This is a genomic window from Anaerobutyricum hallii (assembly GCF_900209925.1).
Classification (GTDB): Bacteria; Bacillota; Clostridia; order Lachnospirales; family Lachnospiraceae; genus Anaerobutyricum; species Anaerobutyricum soehngenii.
Window position 1 is genome coordinate 230,592 of the sequence record NZ_LT907978.1, and the last position, 20,808, is coordinate 251,399.

Here is a 20,808-nt window from a genome sequence, read left to right on the forward strand (position 1 = left end):
GCGGAAAGCGAAAGGATTTATTTATGAAGTATGATGTTTTGGTCATTGCCGGGACAACAGAATCAAGACAGGTGATCGAGAAGCTGCTTAGGGCGAATCCAAAGGAGCGGATTCTTGCCAGCGTGGCAACAGAGCTTGGAAAAGAGATGCTTCTGGAATACGGAATTGATATTCATGTAGGAAGGCTTGACTATGATGGTTTTCTTACACTTTTTGAGGAAAATCCCTGTAGAAAGATTATTGATGCCTCGCATCCGTTTGCCAGAATTGTTTCGGAGACAGTAAAGAAGGCAGCACAGACAGCCGGTATTTTGTATGAACGATACGAGAGAAGGAATCTTCAGTATAATTATGAAGGGATTGTTCATGTAAAAAATGTGCAGGAAGCAATTTCTCTTTTAAATGAATTAGAAGGCAATATTTTTCTTACAACGGGAGTAAATACAGCGGCAGCATATATGGCTGGAGTAAAAGGTGGTGCCGATCGTCTTTTTATTCGTGTACTTGATAATATTTCTTCTTTGGAAGGATGTGCGGAAGCCGGATACCAAAAAGACCATGTTTTTGGGAAAATGCCACCATTTACTGTTGAAGATAATGTGAAGCTTATTAAAGAGACGAAAGCGGAAGTTCTTGTTTCAAAAGATAGTGGCAAGACAGGCGGAGTGGATATAAAAGTAGAAGCCTGTCGGCAAACTGGAATAAAGATGATTCTTATTGATCGTCCCAGGTAATATGGAGGTGTATGAATATATGGAAAGTGTAAAGCGGATGCCGCGGGTATTGCTTGCCGGTGCAAACAGTGGATGTGGTAAAACAAGCATTACCTGTGGTATTTTGAAGGCTCTTGTGAACAGAGGACTTCATATTCAATCTTATAAATGTGGACCGGATTACATAGATCCTATGTTACATAGTCATATTACCGGAAGAGATTGTCGCAATCTTGATCCTTTTTTCTCAACGGGACAAGATTTGCGATATCTTGTAGGAAAGGATAGTCAGGACGTAGATTTCTCTGTGACAGAAGGTGTCATGGGATATTATGATGGGGTCGGGATCAGTTGTGAAAAGAGTACGTGGACTGTTTCAAAAGAGACAGGAACACCGACGATATTAATATTTAATGTAAAGGGAATGTCACATACGATGATTCCGCTGATAAAAGGAATGATAGAATATCAGGAGAATCCGGTTACCGGTGTTATCTTAAATCGATGCAGCAAAGGGATGTATCAGTTGATGAAGCCGGAAATTGAAGAAAAGCTTGGTATTTCTGTTGTGGGATATTTCCCTCAAAAAGAAGGAATCTATATTGGAAGCAGACATTTAGGTTTGATGACTGCAGCAGAGATTGATAATCTTGATGAGATTTTAAATCTTCTTGGTGAAACAGCAGAAGAATGTATAGATATTGATTTACTTTTGAAAATCGGACAAAGAGCAGAAGAACTTCCTAAAGTGAAGAGACCGGAAGTTCCGAAGAAGAAACGGGCGAGAATTGCTGTAGCGAAGGATAACGCTTTTTGTTTTTATTATAAAGAAAATCTGGAAATTTTAGAGCAGTTAGGGGCAGAACTTTGTTATTTCAGTCCTGTAAATGATACGCATCTTCCGGAAGATACAGATGGAATCTATCTTGGCGGAGGATATCCGGAAACCTACCGAAAAGAGCTGGCAGATAATATTTCCATGAAGCAATCAATCTGTGAGGCGGCACAGTCTGGTAGACCGATCATTGCAGAGTGCGGTGGATTCATGTATGTCTGCGATCATCTGATAGAGACAGATGACAGCTTGGAGGAAATGCTCGGTCTGATCAATACAGATGTGCGTATGACAAAACGTCTGTCCATGCAGTTTGGTTATGTGACGATGAAAGCACTTTATGACACTGCATTTTTTAAAAAAGATACAAAGATCCGCGTTCATGAATTCCATTATTCAAAAGCGGATAAAAGGGGCGATGCCTGCGAGATTACGAAGTATTCTGGTAAATGCTGGAATGGTCTTTATGTAAAGGATAAAATTATGGCAGGATACCCACATTTTTATTTTCATAATTGCAGAGAAGTTGCCAAATGTTTCGTAGACATGGCAGAAGAAGCAAGTACAAAAAGATGCTGAGGCATTCTTAAATATGCATAAAGGGAGAGACAAGGAATGAAATTGGTTTGTGCGATGCTGCTTGGATTTGTACTGGATTTAATTTTTGGAGATCCTCATGGATTGGTTCATCCGGTACAGATCATCGGGTGGTTTATCGATAAATTAAAAAAAGGAATGCAGCATCTGATTTATGGCTGTAGTTATGAGGAAGTCAAAGAAAAAGGAATAGAAAGAAAAGTGGGAATGGAAAAAGCAGCCGGATTTTTTCTGATGCTGTTTATCGTAGCTGGAACATATGCTGTTATGTACGGTATTTTGTATGTGGCCGGAAGGATTCATCCACTGCTTCGTTTCTGTTTAGAAACATTTTTCATTTATCAGATTCTTGCGACGAAAAGTCTGAAGAAAGAATCTATGAAAGTGTATAAAAAGTTAAAAGAAGGGGACCTGCTCGGTGCAAGAAAGGAAGTATCCTATCTGGTAGGGCGTGATACAGAGAATCTTGACGAGAGTGAAGTGGCAAAAGCAGATGTGGAGACGATCGCCGAAAATACGGCAGATGGGGTAATTGCTCCGATGCTGTTTATCGCGCTTGGAGGCGCGCCGCTCGGCTTTGCCTATAAGGCAGTAAATACGCTTGATTCTATGGTTGCCTATAGAAATGAAGAACTGATACATATCGGTTTTTTTTCTGCGAAAATGGATGATATCTGTAATTTTGTACCGGCAAGATTTGCAGCGGTAATGATGATGCTCGCAGCATTTTTTCTGCGATTTGATTTTAAAGGAGCAGTAAGAATTTTTAAGAGGGATCGTTTTGCACATTTAAGTCCGAACAGTGCACAGACAGAAGCAGTGGCAGCAGGAGCATTACAGATTCAGCTTGGAGGAACACATAATTACTTTGGAAAAGCAGTGGTGAAACCGACGATCGGTGATGCTATCCGTCCGGTAGAATACGAAGATATAAAAAGAACAAATCAATTGTTGTATGTCAGTGCATTTTTATCAATGGCAGTATGCACTTTGATTACTTTTTTAATTTACGTGCAGCTATTTAACGTGTAGGTATTTAGATTTATGTAATGCTATTTCATAAAGATAAGGATAGTACTGTGTAGATCATATGCGAAGAATATACTATAGGATTAGTAGGATTGACATGCTTGGCGTGATTTGCGATTAATAACCAACGATTTAGAAAATTGAGGCTAAAATTATGAAGAAGATTTCACATGGGGGAAACATTTACAAAAAGGCGAAGGAAATGGGAATCCGGGAAGAGGATATTCTGGATTTTTCTGCTAATATCAGTCCACTTGGACTCCCGGAGCATATACGACAGGCAATGGTGAAGGCGATTGACCAAACGATAAATTATCCTGATCCGGATTGCAGCCGTTTAAAAGAAGCCATCAGCAAAGAGGATGCAGTTTCTGAGACAAAAATCGCCTGTGGTAACGGTGGGGCAGATCTTCTGTACCGTCTGGCATTTGGTTTACAGCCAAAAAAAGTACTGCTTCCGGCACCTGCATTTGTAGAATATGAGGAAGCACTATCAGCGGCAGGCGCACAGATAGAATATTATCGGATGACAGAGGATTTTATTATCAAAGAAGATATTTTAGAGCAGATCACAGAAGATACAGACTTTGTTGTTATCTGTAATCCGAATAATCCGACAGGTATTCTTACAGAAAGAGAACGGATTCTCCGAATTCTCGATCGGGCAGAAAAAACAAAGACGTTTGTGATGGTCGATGAATGTTTCCTGGAAATCTGTAAAAATGAAAAAGAATATACAGTAAAGCCTTTTATAGAAAAATACGAACATCTTATTATTTTAAAATCATTTACAAAGCTATATGCGATTCCGGGAGTTCGTCTTGGATATATCCTTGCAGGAAGCGAGAAGGTAATTGAAAGAGTAAATCGTGCCGGACAGGCATGGTCTGTAAGTCATATCGCACAGTGTGCAGGTGTGGCGGCTCTTGCTGATAATATTTATAAAGAAAAGGTTATTGATACCGTAGCAGAGGAACTGGCTTATATGAAGAAAGAATTTTATAAATTACCAGTTGTTTTGTATGATGGAGCAGCAAATTATCTGTTTTTCCGGACACCGGAAATTACAGATTTAGATAAACAATTAGAAGGTCATGGAATTATGATCCGAAATTGCAGTAACTATGAAAATCTTGGCAGGGATTACTGGCGGGTAGCGGTAAAGGCACATGAAGAGAATAAAAAACTTATAAAAGCATTACGGATGATTTTGAAAGGAGAAGAATAATGGCAAAAGCAATTATGGTACAGGGAACGATGTCAAATTCAGGCAAAACCTTTGTTACAGCGGGACTTTGCAGAGTATTTAAACAGGATGGATATAAAGTAGCTCCTTTTAAATCACAGAATATGGCGCTGAATTCTTACATTACAAAAGAGGGGCTAGAGATTGGACGTGCACAGGCAATGCAGGCAGAAGCTGCTATGATTGAGCCGACACACTGGATGAATCCGATCTTGTTAAAGCCAACAAGCAATATGGGTTCTCAGGTTATTGTAAACGGAGAAGTTTATGATAATTTAAGTGCACAGGATTACTATAAAATGAAAGATAATCTTGCACCAGAAGTCATGAAGGCATTTCGCCATCTTTCTGAAGAAAATGACATTATTGTAATTGAAGGTGCTGGTTCTCCTGCAGAAATCAATCTTGCGGAAAATGATATCGTAAATATGGGAATGGCAAAAATGGCGGATGCGCCAGTCATCTTAGTGGCAGATATTGACAGAGGTGGAGTATTTGCTTCTGCTTATGGAACGATCAAACTTCTCCCTGTGGACGAACAGGAACGTTTTTGTGGAATTGTCATCAATAAATTCAGGGGTGATGTGGATATCTTAAAACCGGGACTGGCGATGTTAGAAGAATTAACCGGTAAACCGGTACTCGGTGTAGTTCCGATGGAAAAAATTGATGTGGATGATGAGGACAGTCTTTCTGACCGCCTGAATCAGAAAACGATCACAGAGGGAATTGATGTAGCGGTTATTCGTCTTCCTCACATATCTAACTTTACTGATTTCAGTGTTTTTGAATTAATTGATGGAGTATCTCTTCGTTATGTTACCGATAAAAAGGAACTTGGTGATCCAGATCTGATCCTTCTTCCGGGTACAAAAAATACGATGGGTGATATGGAATGGCTTATTGAAAGTGGTCTGGAAGGAGCAATCATCCGCGCGGCAAGAACAACGAGAGTGATTGGAATCTGTGGAGGTTTCCAGCTTCTTGGAAAGGAAATGCATGATCCGGATGGAGTAGAGCATGGTGGTACGATGCGTGGACTTGGACTTCTTGATACTAAGACAGTATTTAAAGAGGCAAAAACAAGAACGAGAATTAACGGACATATTGCAGAAGAACATAATATCTATGGACTTGAAAATCTTTCTGTAGAAGGCTATGAGATTCATATGGGCATGACGGAGAATCTTGGAGAGGCGATTCCTATGATCACATTGGAAGACGGAAGAACCGATGCATATATGACAAAGAATGGACGTATATGGGGAAGTTATCTACATGGAATTTTCGATAATGAAGACCTTGTATTTGCCCTTGTACAGGACATTATGAAAGAAAAAGGAATTAATCCTGCCGAAAATCATCTTAGTATAGCGGAATATAAAGAAATACAGTATAATAAGCTCGCAGATTTAATTCGAAACAGTCTGGATATGGATGCGGTTTATAAAGCATTATTTGGGGAAAAAGAAGAAGTAGTACGCTGTGGTGGTAAAAAAGATGACACTTCCGGAAAAGGACTGGTACACATTTATTGCGGAGACGGAAAAGGAAAGACAACAACAAGTGTTGGATTAACAGTTCGCGCAGCAGGAAGCGGAAAAAAAGTTCTTTTTTATCAGTTCCTGAAAAATAATAGTTCCAGTGAAAGAAGTATTCTTGAAAAACAGTCAGGGATTAACGTAGTTTCAGGAAAAGAATTGCAGAAGTTTACTTTCCAGATGAATGAAGAAGAGCTGAAGGAGCTTCGTGATTATAATAATGAAATGTTAGACAAACTTTTTGAGATGGCAAAAGATTACGATATGCTTGTTCTTGATGAGAGTGTGTATTCTATCGATAAAGATCTTTTAGATGAAGCAAAGTTAATTGAACATCTTGAGAAGAAACCATTTGCATTAGAAGTTGTTCTCAGTGGAAGAAATCCTTCTGAGAGATTAATCGATCACGCAGATTATGTGTCCGAAATCCGAAAGGTAAAACATCCATTTGATCAGGGCATAAGTTCTCGTATAGGAATTGAGATGTAGAGATGATGTATTTTCCGGTATTTACACAAATTGAAGGAAAACGGTGCCTTATTATGGGTGGTGGAAAAGTTGCCGCAAGAAAGGTGCATACGCTGCTTCAATACGGAGCGGATATTGTTGTAATTGCAAAAAAAGTATGCGATGAGATTAAAGAAGTTCTTCCCGAAAAAAGTATTTTTGAAGATTTCATAAAAAATGCAGAAAGCGATTTCTTAGAAAAAGAAATTCAAAAGGCTGTTCTTGTTGTGGCAGCGACAAGTAGTCGTGAGGAGAACCATCGTGTTGCAGAACTTTGCCATGCGTATCACATCCTTGTAAATGTAGCAGATTCTGAAGCGGAGTCCAGTTTCATTTTCCCATCTGTTGTACGAAAGGGTAATATCAGTATTGGAATTAACAGCGGGACAGGAAGCCCGGCTGTATCCAAACAGATTCGTTGCCAGATTGAAAAAGCTGTTCCGGATTATTATGCAGATATTGCAATTTTTATGGGAGAACTTCGCCAGTATGTAAAGGCGAATTTTGAGGAAGAGGCAATGCGGAGATATATTTTGAAAACTGCCGCAGCAAAAGCCTTTTCTAAAGAGCGGGTTCTTACCGAAAATGAAATAAAAGAAATAATAAGGCAGGGACAAAATGATTGAGTTAGTGGAAGACAGATTAGATATAGATACGTATCTTGAACTTCGTCAGTCAGTTCAATTTAGAAAACTGACACGAGATCAGGCGAAAAAAGGACTTAGTAACAGTCTGTATACATTGGTTGCATTTAAAGATGGAAAGGCAGTTGGCATGGGACGAATCGTAGGAGATGGAGCAATCATCTGCTATGTACAGGATCTGATCATCCGTCCGGAAGTGCAGGGAGAAGGCATCGGTGGTCTTATTTTAGAGACCTTAAAGAAGTTTGTCATTCAGGAAGGGTACGAAGGGACCACAATGATGTTTGATCTTATGTGTGCAAAAGGGAGGGAAGAGTTCTATAAAAAGCATGGATTCATCGCCAGACCGACAAAAGATTTAGGACCTGGAATGATTCAGTTTATTCAGATTGGTTCCGATGAGCAGTAAAGTTGCTTTTCATATCCAATGTGGTAAAATATAAACGTTAGAGTTGTAATTTTTATAACCGTTTACAGTTATAATTTATATCAGAGTTAGGAGAGTTGTATTATGATTAGAAGAAGACGTCTTCGTGCATCAGAGAATTTACGTGCATTAGTTCGTGAAACATCCGTAAGTGCATCCGATTTAATTTATCCGGTATTTGTTATCGAAGGAAAGGACATTAAGAATCCGATTGATTCTATGCCGGGAATCTATCAGTATTCCATCGACCGTCTGGATGAGGAATTAGACCGTATCCGCGAGGCTGGTGTAAAAGGAGTTCTCTTATTTGGAATTCCTGCGCACAAAGATGAGTGTGGAACAGAAGCATATAATGAACATGGAATCATTCAGGAGGCGATTCGTTACATTAAAAAGGTATTTCCTGAACTTGTCGTTATCGCAGATATCTGTCTTTGTGAATATACTTCCCATGGACATTGTGGAGTGATTAAAGACGGTATTATCTTAAATGATGAAACACTTCCACTGCTTGCTAAAACAGCAGTAACCTGCGCACAGGCTGGTGCTGATATGGTAGCGCCATCGAACATGATGGATGGTCACGTCGCAGCAATACGTGAAGCATTAGATGAGGCCGGATATGAGATGACACCGATTATGGCTTACAGCGCTAAAATGGCTTCCGGATACTACGGGCCATTCCGAGATGCAGCGCACTCTGCACCGGGCTTTGGTGACAGAAAAACTTATCAGATGGATTACCATAATCCAAGAGAAGCAATGCGTGATATTCAGGATGATATCGATGAAGGTGCTGACATCATTATCATTAAACCGGCATTAGCATTCCTTGATATTTTAAAAACCGCATCCTGGGAAACAGATATGCCACTTTGTGCTTATAATGTAAGTGGAGAATATTCCATGGTAAAAGCTGCCGCAGCAAACGGTTGGATTGATGAAAAGAAAATCGTTATGGAAAATATGATTGGCATGAAGAGAGCAGGCGCACAGATGATTATTACATATCATGCCCTTGATGTAGCAAACTGGCTCAAAGAAGAGTAGAGAGTTTATTCACTACGAGAAAAAATATAAAAAAGATATAAAAAAGAACTTCAGATTATATATTTATCTCAGTCGAGAAGACTCCCACCTCTTTCAGGTGGTGAGTGATAGCAAATTTATCTCAGTGGGAGTCCAATCTCCGACTGAGATAAACGCTCCGCGAGGATGCGCAGTGATTCTGTAAAGAATATGTCAGCTTACGCTGACCAGAATCACGCGCCAAGTCTCGCGGCTGCTCGACTTGAAAAGTATTATGGTCTGAAGTTCTTTTTATAACAAAAGAAAAAGGAAGATATATTTTCGACGACCAACGAGTCGAAAATATTCTTCCTTTCCCTGTTATGCAAAGTATAGTGATTAATCCTATTCAGAATACATGAAATGAATTAATCTAATTATATTATAATACATTTTTATAAAAAAAGCGATAGAAAATTTAAAAAAATACAATTTTATTTTGTTTTTATTTTCATAGTATTCGACCATTTAGAATAATAGTTCGTATTATACACTTTTTTGTTATACAGGACGGCGGGTATTGAAAAAAAATATCAATAAGCTTATACTATGACTGATTAGATACAACTTATTCTAAAAATCAGTACATAACAAACTACAGGAGGAATTTGAAATGACGTTAGCACAGTTACCTGTGGGAAAAGAAGGAGTAATTGAGACGGTGGGGGGAGAAGGAGATTTACGCTGCCGTTTTTTAGATATGGGCCTTATTCCGGGAACAAAAGTGAAAGTGCTTAAGATGGCACCGATGGGAGACCCGATACAAATTCATCTTCGAGGATATGATATTACGATCCGAAAAGAGGATGGAGAAAAAATAATCTTGAAGGAGGGATCCGTTCAGTGATATTTGCTTTGATTGGTAATCAGAACTGCGGAAAGACAACATTATTTAATCAGATGACTGGCTCTAATCAGCATGTTGGTAACTTTCCAGGTGTGACAGTAGATCAGAAGATGGGAAAGTTTTCTGTTGGTTCTGCGGAAGGATCTGTTGTAGATCTTCCGGGAATTTATTCACTCCGTCCGTATACAAATGAGGAAATTGTTACGAGAGATTTTCTTTTGAAGGAAAAACCGGATGGAATTATTAATATAGTAGATGCTACGAATATTGAGAGAAACCTGTATCTTACGTTACAGCTTATTGAGATGAAAATTCCGATGGTGCTGGCATTAAATATGATGGATGAAGTAAGGAATAATGGTGGTTCTATTAATGTAAAGGAAATGAGCCGCTTACTGGGTATTCCGATTATTCCGATCAGTGCGATTCGGAATGAGGGAGTGGAAGACTTGATCCATACGGCGTGTGAAGTTGCCGAGAATAAACAGTATCCGAAGGTTTATGATTTTTGTACACCAGGTCCGGTGCATCGCTGTATCCATGGTCTATATCATCAGCTGGAAGATCATGCGAGCAGGATTGGAATGAATGGACGTTTTGCGGCTGTAAAAGTAATTGAAGGGGATCAGGATATCATCAGACAGTTAAAACTTTCTGATAATGAGCTTGAAATGATGGAACACAGTATTATCGAGATGGAGACAGACAGGGGTCTTGACCGGAATGCAGCAATGGCAGACATGCGTTATAGCTTTATTGAAAATATCTGTGAAAAGTCCGTAGTAAAGTGTCAGGTCAGCAAGGAATATGAACGAAGTGTACAAATAGACAATATACTTACAAACCGATTTCTGGCATTGCCGGTATTTGCGGCAATTATGGTATTTATTTTCTGGATGACATTTGGTCCGTTCGGGTCATTTTTATGTGATGCATTAAGTGCAGGAATTGACTGGGCTTCAAGAGGGACGAGCCAGCTGCTTACAAATTACGGAATTAATCCTGTTGTAAAGAGTCTTGTTATTGATGGAATTTTTACCGGAGTCGGAAGTGTGCTGAGTTTCCTTCCTGTCATTTTAATATTGTTTTTCTTTTTATCTATATTAGAAGATACAGGATATATGGCAAGGATTGCTTTTGTTATGGACACGTTCCTGCGTAAGATTGGTTTGTCAGGAAGAAGCTTTGTACCAATGCTCCTTGGATTTGGCTGTTCTGTACCTGCGGTAATGGCAAGCCGGACTCTTTCTTCAGAAAGAGACAGAAATCTTACGATCATGCTTATTCCATTTATAAGCTGTTCGGCAAAAATTCCGATTTATACGGTATTTACAGCCGCCTTTTTCCCACATAGAGGAGTACTTGTTATGTCCTGCCTTTATTTTGGAGGAATTGCAGTTGGAATATTAATGGCCTTAATTTTTAAAAGAGTTCTTTTTACAGGGAAACCGATGCCATTTGTTATGGAACTTCCGAATTATCGTTTTCCATCGTTTAAAAGTGTATTGCTTTTAATGTGGGAAAAAGCAAGAGACTTTTTAGAAAGGGCTTTTACGATTATTTTTCTTGCCTCGATGATCATCTGGTTTTTACAGACATTTGACAGCAGATTGAATGTTGTAACAGACAGTGCAAATAGTTTGCTTGCAATGCTTGGACATTTGATCGCACCAATTTTTAAACCACTTGGTTTTGCAGATTGGAGAATTTCTACAGCGCTTGTAACAGGAATCACTGCGAAAGAAGCGGTAGTTTCTACACTTAGTGTTTTACTTGGAACGAATGCAGCGCATGTATCTGCCGCACTTGGCACATTATTTACTGTTCGTTCTGCAACAAGTTTCCTTGTATTTACATTATTATACACACCTTGTGTTGCAGCGATAGCCGCGATTAAAAGAGAAATGAATTCGACATTAAAGACAATAGGAATTGTCATAATGCAGTGTACTATAGCCTGGCTTGCAGCCTGGCTGGTATATCTTATTATTTAAATTATTATTTAAAATTAAGAAACTTTTAGTTTACTTCTTATAGAGGATAGGATAGAATAGGGGTAGATACACAGATGGAAATATTCTACTGTAAAGAAAGGTGGTGGAAGTATGACAGTGATGTATTGGCTGGTAGCTGCGGCAGTTTTTGTTGTGATCGAGATTATGACGATGGGTCTTACTACGATATGGTTTGCCGGTGGCGCTCTGGTAGGTGCAGTAATGGCTGCCGTTTCTCTGCCATTGTGGAGTCAGATTATCGCATTTGCTGTTATATCAGTGATTCTTCTGATTCTGACAAGACCATGGGCCTTGAAGTATGTTAACAGCAGAACGATTAAGACGAATGTAGACAGTCTGATCGGTCAGACTGGACTTGTAACACAGGATATTGATAACCTGAATGCAAAGGGACAGGTGAAGGTGAGAGGACAGATCTGGACAGCAAGAAGCATTTCCGATGAGGTAAAGCTTCATGAGGGGCAGAAGGTCAGCATAGAATCTATTTCTGGAGTGAAGGTAATTGTAAAGCCGATGTAAGGTAAACAGAAGGAGGAGTGAATATATGGGAGTATTTGGAACGATTTTTATGATTATCATAATACTGTTAGTTGTGTATATCGTAACATCCTGTGTGAGAATCGTACCGCAGGCACAGGCATATGTTATTGAGAGACTTGGTGCATATAATGGAACATGGTCTGTTGGTATGCATTTTAAGGTACCGTTTATTGACCGCGTTGCAAAGAAAGTTTTATTAAAGGAACAGGTTGTTGATTTTGCACCACAGCCGGTTATTACAAAGGATAACGTAACAATGCGTATTGATACAGTTGTATATTACCAGATTACAGATCCGAAGCTGTATGCTTATGGAGTAGATAATCCAATCATGGCAATCGAGAATCTGACAGCAACAACATTGCGTAATATTATCGGTGATTTAGAACTCGACTCTACGTTAACATCACGTGAGACGATCAATACAAAGATGCGTGCTACGTTAGACGAAGCAACAGACCCATGGGGAATCAAGGTGAATCGTGTGGAACTTAAGAACATTATTCCGCCGACAGAAATTCAGAATGCCATGGAGAAGCAGATGAAAGCAGAACGAGAACGTCGTGAAGCGATTCTTCGTGCAGAAGGGGAGAAGAAGTCTTCCATTCTTCGTGCAGAAGGTCATAAAGAATCTACGATCCTCGAAGCAGAAGCAGAGAAGGAAGCCGCTATTCTTAATGCGGAAGCGAAGAAGGAAGCGATGATTCGTGAAGCAGAAGGTCAGGCAGAAGCGATTCTTAAAGTGCAGACAGCTACTGCAGACGGTCTTAGAGCAATCAGAGAAGCCGGAGCAGACGAAGCAGTTATTAAGCTTAAATCATTAGAGGCATTAGAGAAAGTAGCAGATGGAAAGGCAACAAAGATTATTATTCCATCTGAGATTCAGAATCTTGCCGGACTCGTTACTTCTATTAAAGAAGTAGCAACACAGCCAGACACAGTAGAAGAAGCAGATACTACCGAGAAGTAAGGCAGAAGCCAGATGATAAAAGTACTATCGAGAAATCTCATCAATTATTTTGATGAGATTTTCTTTCTTTTCAGAATTCGTTTACAGTTTTATTGATTAGATTTGATTAGATTTGATTAGAAGAAATTCGGGATTTAAGTTAATACCCGAATGTTAGAAATTACAGATTAGAGTGTGTTTGAAAATTATGAAAGCAATAATAAAAAAACTACTGGCGCACTACTGGTTAGTGTATCCGGCATTGATTTTAAAGATGTTTATATATTACTGGCAGACAAAAAGACTGGATATGTTAAGCATTTATGACGTCCCATTGTTAAGTCTGTTGTTCTTATTTTGTGTATTTGAGGTATTTTCTTTTAAAGAAAGTAAACCAAGAAGGTATGGGTTTTACGTTGTATACACATTGATTACATTGATTATGCTGGCAGATGCGGCATACAGCAGTTATTTTGGAAAATATATATCGGTCAATCAGCTTTATCAAGTTACAAGTCTGGGACAGATTGCAGGAGATGGTAATGTGATCGGGGCAAGTGTAAGTCCGGGATGTTTACTGACATTAATTGACTATCCATTTGTTTTGTACTGGTACCGTCTTCGAAATAAAGGGAAGAAGGGAATGCTTGATGAATTGGCAAAGCATTGGCCTGCAAAGTTTTCTTTTAAAAGTTTGTGGAAAGAAAAGAAATTTACAGTTTCTTTTATTAAGAGTGTATTTCACATTATTATTTATATTGTAGCAATATGTGCATGGTATTATTATGGATTAAATCCTCAGAATCTTCGCTCTGTGCAGCAGGTAAATCACATTGAATTTTTTACGTATCACACAAATGATGTGGTTGTCAATGTTGTCGGAAAGTTAAAGAGAAGTTCCGTTGATGAGAAGGCAATTCAAAAGAAAATGAAAGCTATTGTACCGAAGTCATCCGGAACTGCTTATAAAGGGGCGGCAAAGGGAAAGAACCTGATTTTGATACAGACAGAGTCTTTTAATAATTTTGTAGTGGGAGCAACATATAATGGACAGGAAATAACCCCTAATTTAAATAAACTATTAAAGAATGATACGATTTATTTCAATCATTTTTATTCAACAACAGGAGTAGGAAATACTGCTGACGCAGAATTTTCTGCACTGAATGGTCTTTATCCAAATGATATCAGGGAATGTTATCGTATGTATGTAGATAATACATATAATGGTTTACCCTGGATGTTTCGTGAGAATGGATATAGTGCACTGGCATTCCATGGCTATGTGAAAACATTTTGGAACCGAAGTGAGGCATATAAAAATCAGGGATTCCAACACTATTATTCAGAAGAAGAACTGAAAAAAACACAGATTTCAGGATTTGGTATTACGGATAAGGAAATGTTCCGGCAGGCGGTTGATATTTTAAAAACAAAGAAGCAGCCATTTTTCAGTTTTATGATTACACTTACCAATCATATTCCGTATGAACTAGACCAGTCTTTAGCGAGTCTTAAATTAAAAAGCAGCGACGAAGGAAGTACCTTTGGAAATTATCTGCAAACGGTTCGATATACAGATGAAGCATTTGGTAAACTCATAGAATATCTCAAGGGAAATGATATGTATGATAATACAGTGATCGCTATATACGGAGATCATCAGGGGATGAATAAGGAAACCCCATCTGTTCGCTGGAAAATGACAGACTTTCTCGGAAAAGAATATGATTATGATGAGATGTTGAATGTTCCGTTTATCATTCATATCCCAGGATTAAATGAAAGTAAGGTTGTAGATACGGTTGGCGGGGAAGTTGATATCATGCCGACTATTGCAAATCTCATGGACTTAGATACAAAACAACCTTATGTATTCGGACATGATCTGTTGAATGCAGATGAAGGTTTCATAGCGCAGATTTCATATGTAGGAGAAGGTTCCTTTATCACCAGTGATGATAATATGTTATTTACAATAGGAAAAGATGGAACAGTAGAAAGTGGAAGATTAATCTCACTTTTAGATGGCAGCAGAAAGAACCTTAACAAAAAACTTTGTCAGAAATACTCGGATCGTGCCCAGAGTTTGATAGATACCTGTAAGGAAGTACTTGATAATAACCTTATAGCGAATTATATCACTCATTAAAAAACATAATCCTTTTTAGAGGAATGGTTTGTTAAGTGAATTAAACTAGAAATATTGACATTATTCTTCATATGTAGTATAAATTTTGTTAATACTTTTACTATGTAAATAGTAATTACAGGCAGTAAGTTGTTTTGACTTGGAGGAATAGAAGATGAATTTAAAAGGACGTAGTTTTTTAACTTTACTGGATTTTAATAAAGATGAGATTCGTTATATGCTGGATCTGGCTCATGAGCTTAAAGCAAAAAAGAAGAAGGGTATTCAGGGTGAAGAACTTAAAGGTAAGAATATCGTGCTTGTCTTTGATAAATCTTCTACAAGAACACGTTGCTCTTTTGAAGTTGCGGCAATGGATGAGGGTGCACATGTAACATATCTTACAAACTCTCATATGAATAAGAAGGAATCAATCGAGGATACTGCGAAGGTTTTTGGAAGAATGTATGATGCAATCGAGTATCGTGGATTCGGACAGAATATCGTAGAAGATTTACAGAAGTATTCCGGTGTTCCTGTATGGAATGGTCTTACAGATGTAGATCATCCTACACAGGTTTTAGCAGATTTCATGACAATGGAAGAACATATTGATAAGAAGTTAGATGAGATGAAGCTTACATTTGTTGGAGATTTATCTGATAATGTAATGTATGCTCTGATGTATGGAAGTGCGATCATGGGTGTCGATTTTAAGGCAGTAGGACCGAAAGAGACCGTATGTGATCCTAAGGTTCTTGAAGTATCACAGGAGCTTGCTAAGAAGAGTGGTGCAACGATTACAATTTCTCACGATCCAGAAGATGTAAAAGGTTCCGATGTTATTTATACAGATATCTGGGTAAGTATGGGTGAATCAGAAGATTTATATCCAGTGCGTGTGAATGCGTTATCTCCTTATAAAGTTACAACGAAGATGATGAAAGATACCGGTAACGACAAGTGCTTATTTATGCATTGTCTGCCAGCATACCATGATTTTGAAACAAGCGTTGCACGAGATATGAGAGATCGTCTGGGTCTTGATATCAGAGAAGTAGAAGATGAAGTCTTCCGCTCTGAGAATTCTGTTGTGTTTGATGAAGCAGAGAACAGAATGCATTCAATTAAGGCTGTGATGGTGGCAACTCTCGGAAGATAGTTTACCTGGAAAGACGGTTTGATATCAATGAAAGAAAAGATTTTAGAGTTTTTGAAACAGCAGGATGGGTTTATATCCGGTCAGCGTATCTGTGATGAGCTGGGCGTTTCAAGGACTGCTGTTTGGAAGTATATGAACAGTCTGAAAAAAGAGGGATATGAGATAGAGTCGGTGACCCGGAAAGGTTACCGGCTTTTACAAAGCCCGGACCTGCTCACAACAGAAGAGATACTTTCTTCTATGAAAGAAGCTTGTATACCGGGAGAGTTATGTTGTTTTGAGAGTATTGATTCTACCAATGAAGAAGCAAAGCGCCGGGGAGAAAGCGGGGCGCCAGATGGAAGTGTCTATGTGGCAGACCAGCAGACTCGCGGAAAGGGACGAAGAGGAAAAACCTGGATATCTCCGTCAGGAGAAGATGTTTTCTTTACCATACTGCTGCGACCTGAACTGCCGTTAGACTGTGTTTCCATGCTTACTTTAGTAGCGGCATCGGCAGTTGCGGAAGGAATTGATAAGGTGACCGGACAGTGCTGCCAGATTAAATGGCCGAATGATATTGTTCTTAATAAGAAAAAGGTATGTGGTATTCTCACAGAAATGAATATGGAGATTGACAGCATTGCATATGTTGTGGTTGGTATTGGAATTAATGTAAATCGTATAAATTTTGGAGAAGAGATTGCAGATATGGCAACTTCACTTAAAAAGGAAAGTGGTCATAATATAGAAAGATCTGTATTGCTTTCAGAAATTCTGACAGCTTTTTTCAGAGATTATAAACTGTTTTTGGAGAAACAGGACTTATCCCCGTTTTTAGATTATTATAACAAGAAGCTTGTGAATGTAGACCATGAAGTAAAGATTATAAAAAAAGATGAGGAAATCATTCGTACAGCGCTTGGTATTAATGAACGAGGAGAACTGATCGTTCAGGATGCAGAGGGAAGAAAAGAACATATTTTTTCCGGTGAGGTATCCGTTCGTGGTATTTATGGGTATGTATAGGAGAGCGTTAGTATGTTTGATGATAAAGTAATATTATGTGGTTCCAGCAGTTATGAGAAGATTTTTTACTTTAATCCGGAATTTGATTCACTTCCTAAGCAGATTAAAGAGGAACTTCAGATTATGTGCGTTCTTTTTACAGAAGATGTGGGAGGAATTCTCAGACTGGAATTTGATGAAACAGGAAATCTTAATCTTACTGTGGAGTCAAAGGAAGATGATTTCTTCTTTGACGAAATAGGAAGTGTTCTTAAGATAAAACAGCTACGTGCAGAAAAGAGAGAACTCCTCGAAAATATGGAAACATATTTCAGGGTATTTTTCTTACAGGAGGGACAAGATGTTACTGGCAATTGATATTGGAAATACAGATTTTACGATAGGAATCTTTCAGGAGAAAAAGCTGTGCGATACCTTTCGAATGAGAACAAAGATTAATCGTACTTCAGATGAATATGGTGTATTTATTTTAAATACTCTTCAGTATAAAGGATATGAGGCAAAAGATGTGGAAGATGTCATTATCTCCTCTGTTGTACCGGCAGTTATGCATTCTTTTAACAGTGCGATCATCAAATATTTTGGTCTCAAGCCGATTATCGTAGGTCCTGGAATTCGTACCGGAATCCGTATTGCAACAACAAATCCAAAAGAAACAGGGGCAGATCGAATTGTGGATGCTGTAGCAGGGTATGAACTTTACGGTGGCCCGGTTATTGTTGTTGACTTTGGTACGGCAACAACGTATGACTTGATTACACAAGATGGCAGATTTGTCGGAGGAGTGACATCCCCTGGAATCCGCACTTCCGCGAATGCTCTCTGGCAGCAGGCAGCGAAACTTCCAGAAATTGAAATCAGAAAGCCAAAGAATATTCTTGCAAAAGATACCGTAACAAGCATGCAGGGTGGTCTTGTTTATGGATATATCGGTCAGACAGAATACATTATCCGTAAGATGAAGGAAGAAAGCGGTCTTGGAAAAATCAACGTTGTAGCAACAGGTGGTCTTGGTAAAATGATTGCAAAGGAAACAAGTTTTATTAATTATTATGATGCCAATCTTACATTGAAGGGACTGCAGATTATTTATGATAAGCAGAAACAGGATTAAATCATGACTGTAAAAGAAATATATGGCACAGATTTTCCAGTGATTCTGGCTCCTATGGCGGGAATTACAGATCTTCCTTTTCGAATTTTGTGTAAAGAACAGGGTGCAGATGTGATGGTTACGGAGATGATCAGCGCGAAGGCACTTTTTTATGGGAATAAGAACACATTGCCGCTTATGCAGACAGAAGAAGAAGAGAAACCGATCGGAGTGCAGATTTTTGGCTCGGAGCCGGAACTTATGGGTGCAATGGCTCATAAAATCGAAAATAAGGGATTTTCTTATATTGATATTAATATGGGATGCCCCGTTCCCAAGATTGTGAACAATAAAGAAGGCTCAGCATTAATGCTCAATCCGGAACTTGCCGGAAGAATTGTAAAAGAAGTTTCTAAAGCAGTAAGTTTACCGGTTACAGTAAAGTTTAGAAAAGGTTTTGATGATGACCATATCAATGCTCCTGAATTTGCACAGATCATGGAGGAAAATGGTGCTGCTGCTGTTGCTGTTCATGGGAGGACGAGAGTCCAATATTATACCGGAGAGGCAGACTGGAATATTATCAAAGAAGTTAAAAAAGCTGTTTCTATTCCGGTTATCGGAAACGGTGATATTTTTACCGGAGAAGATGCTGTCAAAATGCGGGAATATACAGGTTGTGACGGAATTATGGTTGCCAGAGGAGCGAAGGGAAATCCATGGCTCTTTCGAGAGATAAAGGCAGCACTTTTCGGAGAGAAGATTCCGGAATGTCCTACAGAGGAAGAAGTGATTTCCATGCTCCTTCGTCATGCACAATTAAGTGTGAAGTATAAAGGAGAGAAAATGGGAATCCGGGAGATGCGGAAACACACAGCGTGGTATACTACAGGAATGCATGGTTCTTCCTCTCTTCGAAATAAAGTAAACCAGGTAGAAACTTTAGAAGCGCTCAGAGAACTTTTGATGCGTTGACAATGAATTTTTTTTGGACTATAATGATACTTTAAGTGAACCAGAAAAGAAAGGTGTAGATTATGGTGGAAGCAAAGAAACATATCCTGACAAGTAAGGGAATGCAGGCATTAGAAGATGAACTGCAGGATCTCAAAGTAGTTAAACGAAAAGAAATCGCACAGAAGATAAAAGAAGCCAGAGAACAGGGTGACTTATCTGAGAATGCAGAGTATGATGCAGCTAAAGATGAGCAGCGTTCTATGGAAGCAAGAATCGAAGAACTTGAGAAGATCATCAAGAACGCAGAAGTTATTGATGAATCTGCTTATGATAAAGATACAGTAAGTATCGGAAGCACTATTAAGTTTTACGATGAAGAATTTGACGAAGAATTAGAATATCGCATTGTTGGTTCTACAGAATCTGATATTCTTAAAGGACTTATCTCTAATGAATCTCCATTAGGAAAAGCTCTGATTGGTGCTAAGGTCGGAGAGACTGTTCAGGTAGAGAGTCCGGATGGATTTTCCAGATACAAGATTTTAGAGATTTCCAGATCCTGATTTGATGGATTAAAGAAACGAAAAGCAGAAATTTGATATAGAATAAATTGTGAAGATAGTTGCGGCGTAGAAAATGCCTGATCGGCATTTTTACTTGCTCCGACATCACATTTTATTCTATATCAAATTTCTGCTTTTCTGTTCTTTGGCGCCAGATGAAATCAGGATTTTGTATGGAAAAAATAAGGGGTTTCCCCAGAAGTCTATGATTTTCGTTTTTTGAGGCAAAATGAAGCGTCTGTCGCCCCCTCTTTCCCACAGATTAAATAACTGATTCTATCTGGAGTCAACAGACAAGAGAACAAAAATATTATATGAACTAGAATGTGATGTCGGAGCAAATAAAAATGCCGACGAGACATTTTCTATGCAGCGACTACCTTCACATTCTAGTTCATATAATATTTTTGTTCTCCGTCTGTTTCCCCTCATAAATCAGTATATGAAATCTTTATTTTACCGTTGTAATTGGAAGAAAGTTCATGTTATACTAAAATAGATTAAAAAGATTTTAGAAATCGAGGAACAGTTATGATTGATCCGAAGAAAGTCAGATTAATGACGAAGTTGGCGGTTTATGAAGAGGGTCCGGGAAAGAAGGATTTGAGAATAAACGGTTACAGTAAGAGAACATATGTGAATATTAAGCAGTTAGAAAGTGTAATTGCAATTACAGCGGCTTATATATTAGCGATGGTGCTGTATTGTTTTGGCATTTACACAGATATTATGTCACGAGGATTGAGCTTTCCCTATCAAAAGTATATTGTTCATGCAGTTATTCTTTACGTTATTATAGTTGTTCTGGATATTGTATGTATAAGGCGATATTATACCAGAGTTTATGAGAAGATGAGAGTGGATATAAAGCAGTACGAACATAATTTGTATCGTCTGGGAAGATATATTCAAAAAGAAAAGGACAGGGAATAGCTT

Annotated in this window: 20 protein-coding genes; all 20 read left to right on the plus strand. The window is 38.6% G+C overall.

The annotated features are described in order from the left end of the window. Positions 1-23 precede the first annotated feature (23 nt). The 20 genes from cobK to EHLA_RS01145 all read left to right on the plus strand — a co-directional run bounded on the left by cobK (position 24) and on the right by EHLA_RS01145 (position 20,805). A complete protein-coding gene (gene cobK / locus EHLA_RS01050; RefSeq protein ID WP_096238985.1) occupies positions 24-734 on the plus strand; it encodes a precorrin-6A reductase in 711 nt (236 codons plus the stop codon). Between the two features lie 19 nt (positions 735-753). Next, on the plus strand, positions 754-2,127 hold the full coding sequence (locus tag EHLA_RS01055; protein ID WP_157908528.1) for a cobyrinate a,c-diamide synthase: 1,374 nt from the start codon (positions 754-756) through the stop codon (positions 2,125-2,127). A gap of 36 nt (positions 2,128-2,163) precedes the next feature. Continuing rightward, complete coding sequence (cbiB, locus tag EHLA_RS01060; protein WP_096238987.1) at positions 2,164-3,177, plus strand: adenosylcobinamide-phosphate synthase CbiB; 1,014 nt, start codon at positions 2,164-2,166, stop codon at positions 3,175-3,177. Positions 3,178-3,328: 151 nt separating this feature from the next. Next, positions 3,329-4,402: a threonine-phosphate decarboxylase CobD gene (gene cobD, locus EHLA_RS01065; protein WP_096238988.1), complete on the plus strand. Its 1,074-nt coding sequence runs from the start codon at positions 3,329-3,331 to the stop codon at positions 4,400-4,402. Then, positions 4,402-6,450, plus strand: coding sequence for a cobyric acid synthase (locus EHLA_RS01070; RefSeq protein WP_154581171.1), 2,049 nt, complete (start codon positions 4,402-4,404; stop codon positions 6,448-6,450). Before cobD ends, EHLA_RS01070 begins: the two co-directional genes overlap by 1 nt. 2 nt (positions 6,451-6,452) lie before the next feature. Then, positions 6,453-7,094, plus strand: coding sequence for a precorrin-2 dehydrogenase/sirohydrochlorin ferrochelatase family protein (locus EHLA_RS01075; RefSeq protein ID WP_096238989.1), 642 nt, complete (start codon positions 6,453-6,455; stop codon positions 7,092-7,094). Beyond that, complete coding sequence (locus EHLA_RS01080) at positions 7,087-7,521, plus strand: GNAT family N-acetyltransferase (protein ID WP_096238990.1); 435 nt, start codon at positions 7,087-7,089, stop codon at positions 7,519-7,521. Before EHLA_RS01075 ends, EHLA_RS01080 begins: the two co-directional genes overlap by 8 nt. 102 nt (positions 7,522-7,623) lie before the next feature. Beyond that, entirely contained in the window at positions 7,624-8,589 is a 966-nt protein-coding gene (hemB, locus tag EHLA_RS01085; RefSeq protein ID WP_021906210.1) for a porphobilinogen synthase, read from the plus strand. A 631-nt stretch (positions 8,590-9,220) separates the two neighbouring features. Further along, a complete protein-coding gene (locus EHLA_RS01090) occupies positions 9,221-9,454 on the plus strand; it encodes a FeoA family protein (protein ID WP_021906208.1) in 234 nt (77 codons plus the stop codon). Next, the gene (feoB, locus tag EHLA_RS01095) at positions 9,451-11,448 is read left to right on the plus strand and encodes a ferrous iron transport protein B (protein ID WP_096238991.1); all 1,998 of its coding nucleotides are present in this window, start codon (positions 9,451-9,453) and stop codon (positions 11,446-11,448) included. Before EHLA_RS01090 ends, feoB begins: the two co-directional genes overlap by 4 nt. Positions 11,449-11,559: 111 nt before the next feature. Further along, entirely contained in the window at positions 11,560-11,988 is a 429-nt protein-coding gene (locus tag EHLA_RS01100; protein ID WP_021906206.1) for an NfeD family protein, read from the plus strand. Positions 11,989-12,037: 49 nt separating this feature from the next. Next, complete coding sequence (locus tag EHLA_RS01105; RefSeq protein ID WP_408608975.1) at positions 12,038-12,979, plus strand: SPFH domain-containing protein; 942 nt, start codon at positions 12,038-12,040, stop codon at positions 12,977-12,979. Positions 12,980-13,166: 187 nt separating this feature from the next. Next, positions 13,167-15,110: an LTA synthase family protein gene (locus EHLA_RS01110; protein WP_096238993.1), complete on the plus strand. Its 1,944-nt coding sequence runs from the start codon at positions 13,167-13,169 to the stop codon at positions 15,108-15,110. 154 nt (positions 15,111-15,264) lie between these two features. Then, positions 15,265-16,251, plus strand: coding sequence for an ornithine carbamoyltransferase (gene argF / locus EHLA_RS01115; protein ID WP_096238994.1), 987 nt, complete (start codon positions 15,265-15,267; stop codon positions 16,249-16,251). 27 nt (positions 16,252-16,278) lie between these two features. Continuing rightward, positions 16,279-17,259 (plus strand): biotin--[acetyl-CoA-carboxylase] ligase, encoded by a 981-nt coding sequence (locus tag EHLA_RS01120; RefSeq protein ID WP_096238995.1) that lies wholly within the window; start codon positions 16,279-16,281, stop codon positions 17,257-17,259. A gap of 12 nt (positions 17,260-17,271) precedes the next feature. Beyond that, positions 17,272-17,616: a DUF6145 family protein gene (locus EHLA_RS01125; protein WP_021906201.1), complete on the plus strand. Its 345-nt coding sequence runs from the start codon at positions 17,272-17,274 to the stop codon at positions 17,614-17,616. Beyond that, positions 17,600-18,373, plus strand: a complete 774-nt coding sequence (locus EHLA_RS01130; RefSeq protein ID WP_021906200.1) for a type III pantothenate kinase — start codon at positions 17,600-17,602, stop codon at positions 18,371-18,373. Before EHLA_RS01125 ends, EHLA_RS01130 begins: the two co-directional genes overlap by 17 nt. Before the next feature lie 3 nt (positions 18,374-18,376). After that, complete coding sequence (dusB, locus tag EHLA_RS01135) at positions 18,377-19,327, plus strand: tRNA dihydrouridine synthase DusB (RefSeq protein WP_096238996.1); 951 nt, start codon at positions 18,377-18,379, stop codon at positions 19,325-19,327. 62 nt (positions 19,328-19,389) lie between these two features. Further along, the gene (greA, locus tag EHLA_RS01140) at positions 19,390-19,872 is read left to right on the plus strand and encodes a transcription elongation factor GreA (protein ID WP_096238997.1); all 483 of its coding nucleotides are present in this window, start codon (positions 19,390-19,392) and stop codon (positions 19,870-19,872) included. Positions 19,873-20,403: 531 nt separating this feature from the next. Next, positions 20,404-20,805 carry a hypothetical protein gene (locus tag EHLA_RS01145; RefSeq protein WP_096238998.1) on the plus strand — a complete coding sequence of 134 codons (402 nt, stop codon included), beginning with the start codon at positions 20,404-20,406 and terminating at the stop codon, positions 20,803-20,805. The last annotated feature ends 3 nt before the right edge of the window (positions 20,806-20,808 follow it).

Bases quoted from the DNA above. Each gene is read 5' to 3' on its own strand.
- EHLA_RS01105 (WP_408608975.1), top strand. From the start codon at position 12,038: ATGATTATCATAATACTGTTAGTTGTGTATATCGTAACATCCTGTGTG.
- hemB (WP_021906210.1), top strand. From the start codon at position 7,624: ATGATTAGAAGAAGACGTCTTCGTGCATCAGAGAATTTACGTGCATTA.
- EHLA_RS01075 (WP_096238989.1), top strand. From the start codon at position 6,453: ATGATGTATTTTCCGGTATTTACACAAATTGAAGGAAAACGGTGCCTT.
- EHLA_RS01055 (WP_157908528.1), top strand. From the start codon at position 754: ATGGAAAGTGTAAAGCGGATGCCGCGGGTATTGCTTGCCGGTGCAAAC.
- EHLA_RS01090 (WP_021906208.1), top strand. From the start codon at position 9,221: ATGACGTTAGCACAGTTACCTGTGGGAAAAGAAGGAGTAATTGAGACG.
- EHLA_RS01070 (WP_154581171.1), top strand. From the start codon at position 4,402: ATGGCAAAAGCAATTATGGTACAGGGAACGATGTCAAATTCAGGCAAA.
- cbiB (WP_096238987.1), top strand. From the start codon at position 2,164: ATGAAATTGGTTTGTGCGATGCTGCTTGGATTTGTACTGGATTTAATT.
- EHLA_RS01130 (WP_021906200.1), top strand. From the start codon at position 17,600: ATGTTACTGGCAATTGATATTGGAAATACAGATTTTACGATAGGAATC.
- cobK (WP_096238985.1), top strand. From the start codon at position 24: ATGAAGTATGATGTTTTGGTCATTGCCGGGACAACAGAATCAAGACAG.
- EHLA_RS01100 (WP_021906206.1), top strand. From the start codon at position 11,560: ATGACAGTGATGTATTGGCTGGTAGCTGCGGCAGTTTTTGTTGTGATC.
- cobD (WP_096238988.1), top strand. From the start codon at position 3,329: ATGAAGAAGATTTCACATGGGGGAAACATTTACAAAAAGGCGAAGGAA.
- EHLA_RS01125 (WP_021906201.1), top strand. From the start codon at position 17,272: ATGTTTGATGATAAAGTAATATTATGTGGTTCCAGCAGTTATGAGAAG.
- EHLA_RS01110 (WP_096238993.1), top strand. From the start codon at position 13,167: ATGAAAGCAATAATAAAAAAACTACTGGCGCACTACTGGTTAGTGTAT.
- EHLA_RS01145 (WP_096238998.1), top strand. From the start codon at position 20,404: ATGATTGATCCGAAGAAAGTCAGATTAATGACGAAGTTGGCGGTTTAT.
- EHLA_RS01080 (WP_096238990.1), top strand. From the start codon at position 7,087: ATGATTGAGTTAGTGGAAGACAGATTAGATATAGATACGTATCTTGAA.
- greA (WP_096238997.1), top strand. From the start codon at position 19,390: ATGGTGGAAGCAAAGAAACATATCCTGACAAGTAAGGGAATGCAGGCA.
- argF (WP_096238994.1), top strand. From the start codon at position 15,265: ATGAATTTAAAAGGACGTAGTTTTTTAACTTTACTGGATTTTAATAAA.
- dusB (WP_096238996.1), top strand. From the start codon at position 18,377: ATGACTGTAAAAGAAATATATGGCACAGATTTTCCAGTGATTCTGGCT.
- EHLA_RS01120 (WP_096238995.1), top strand. From the start codon at position 16,279: ATGAAAGAAAAGATTTTAGAGTTTTTGAAACAGCAGGATGGGTTTATA.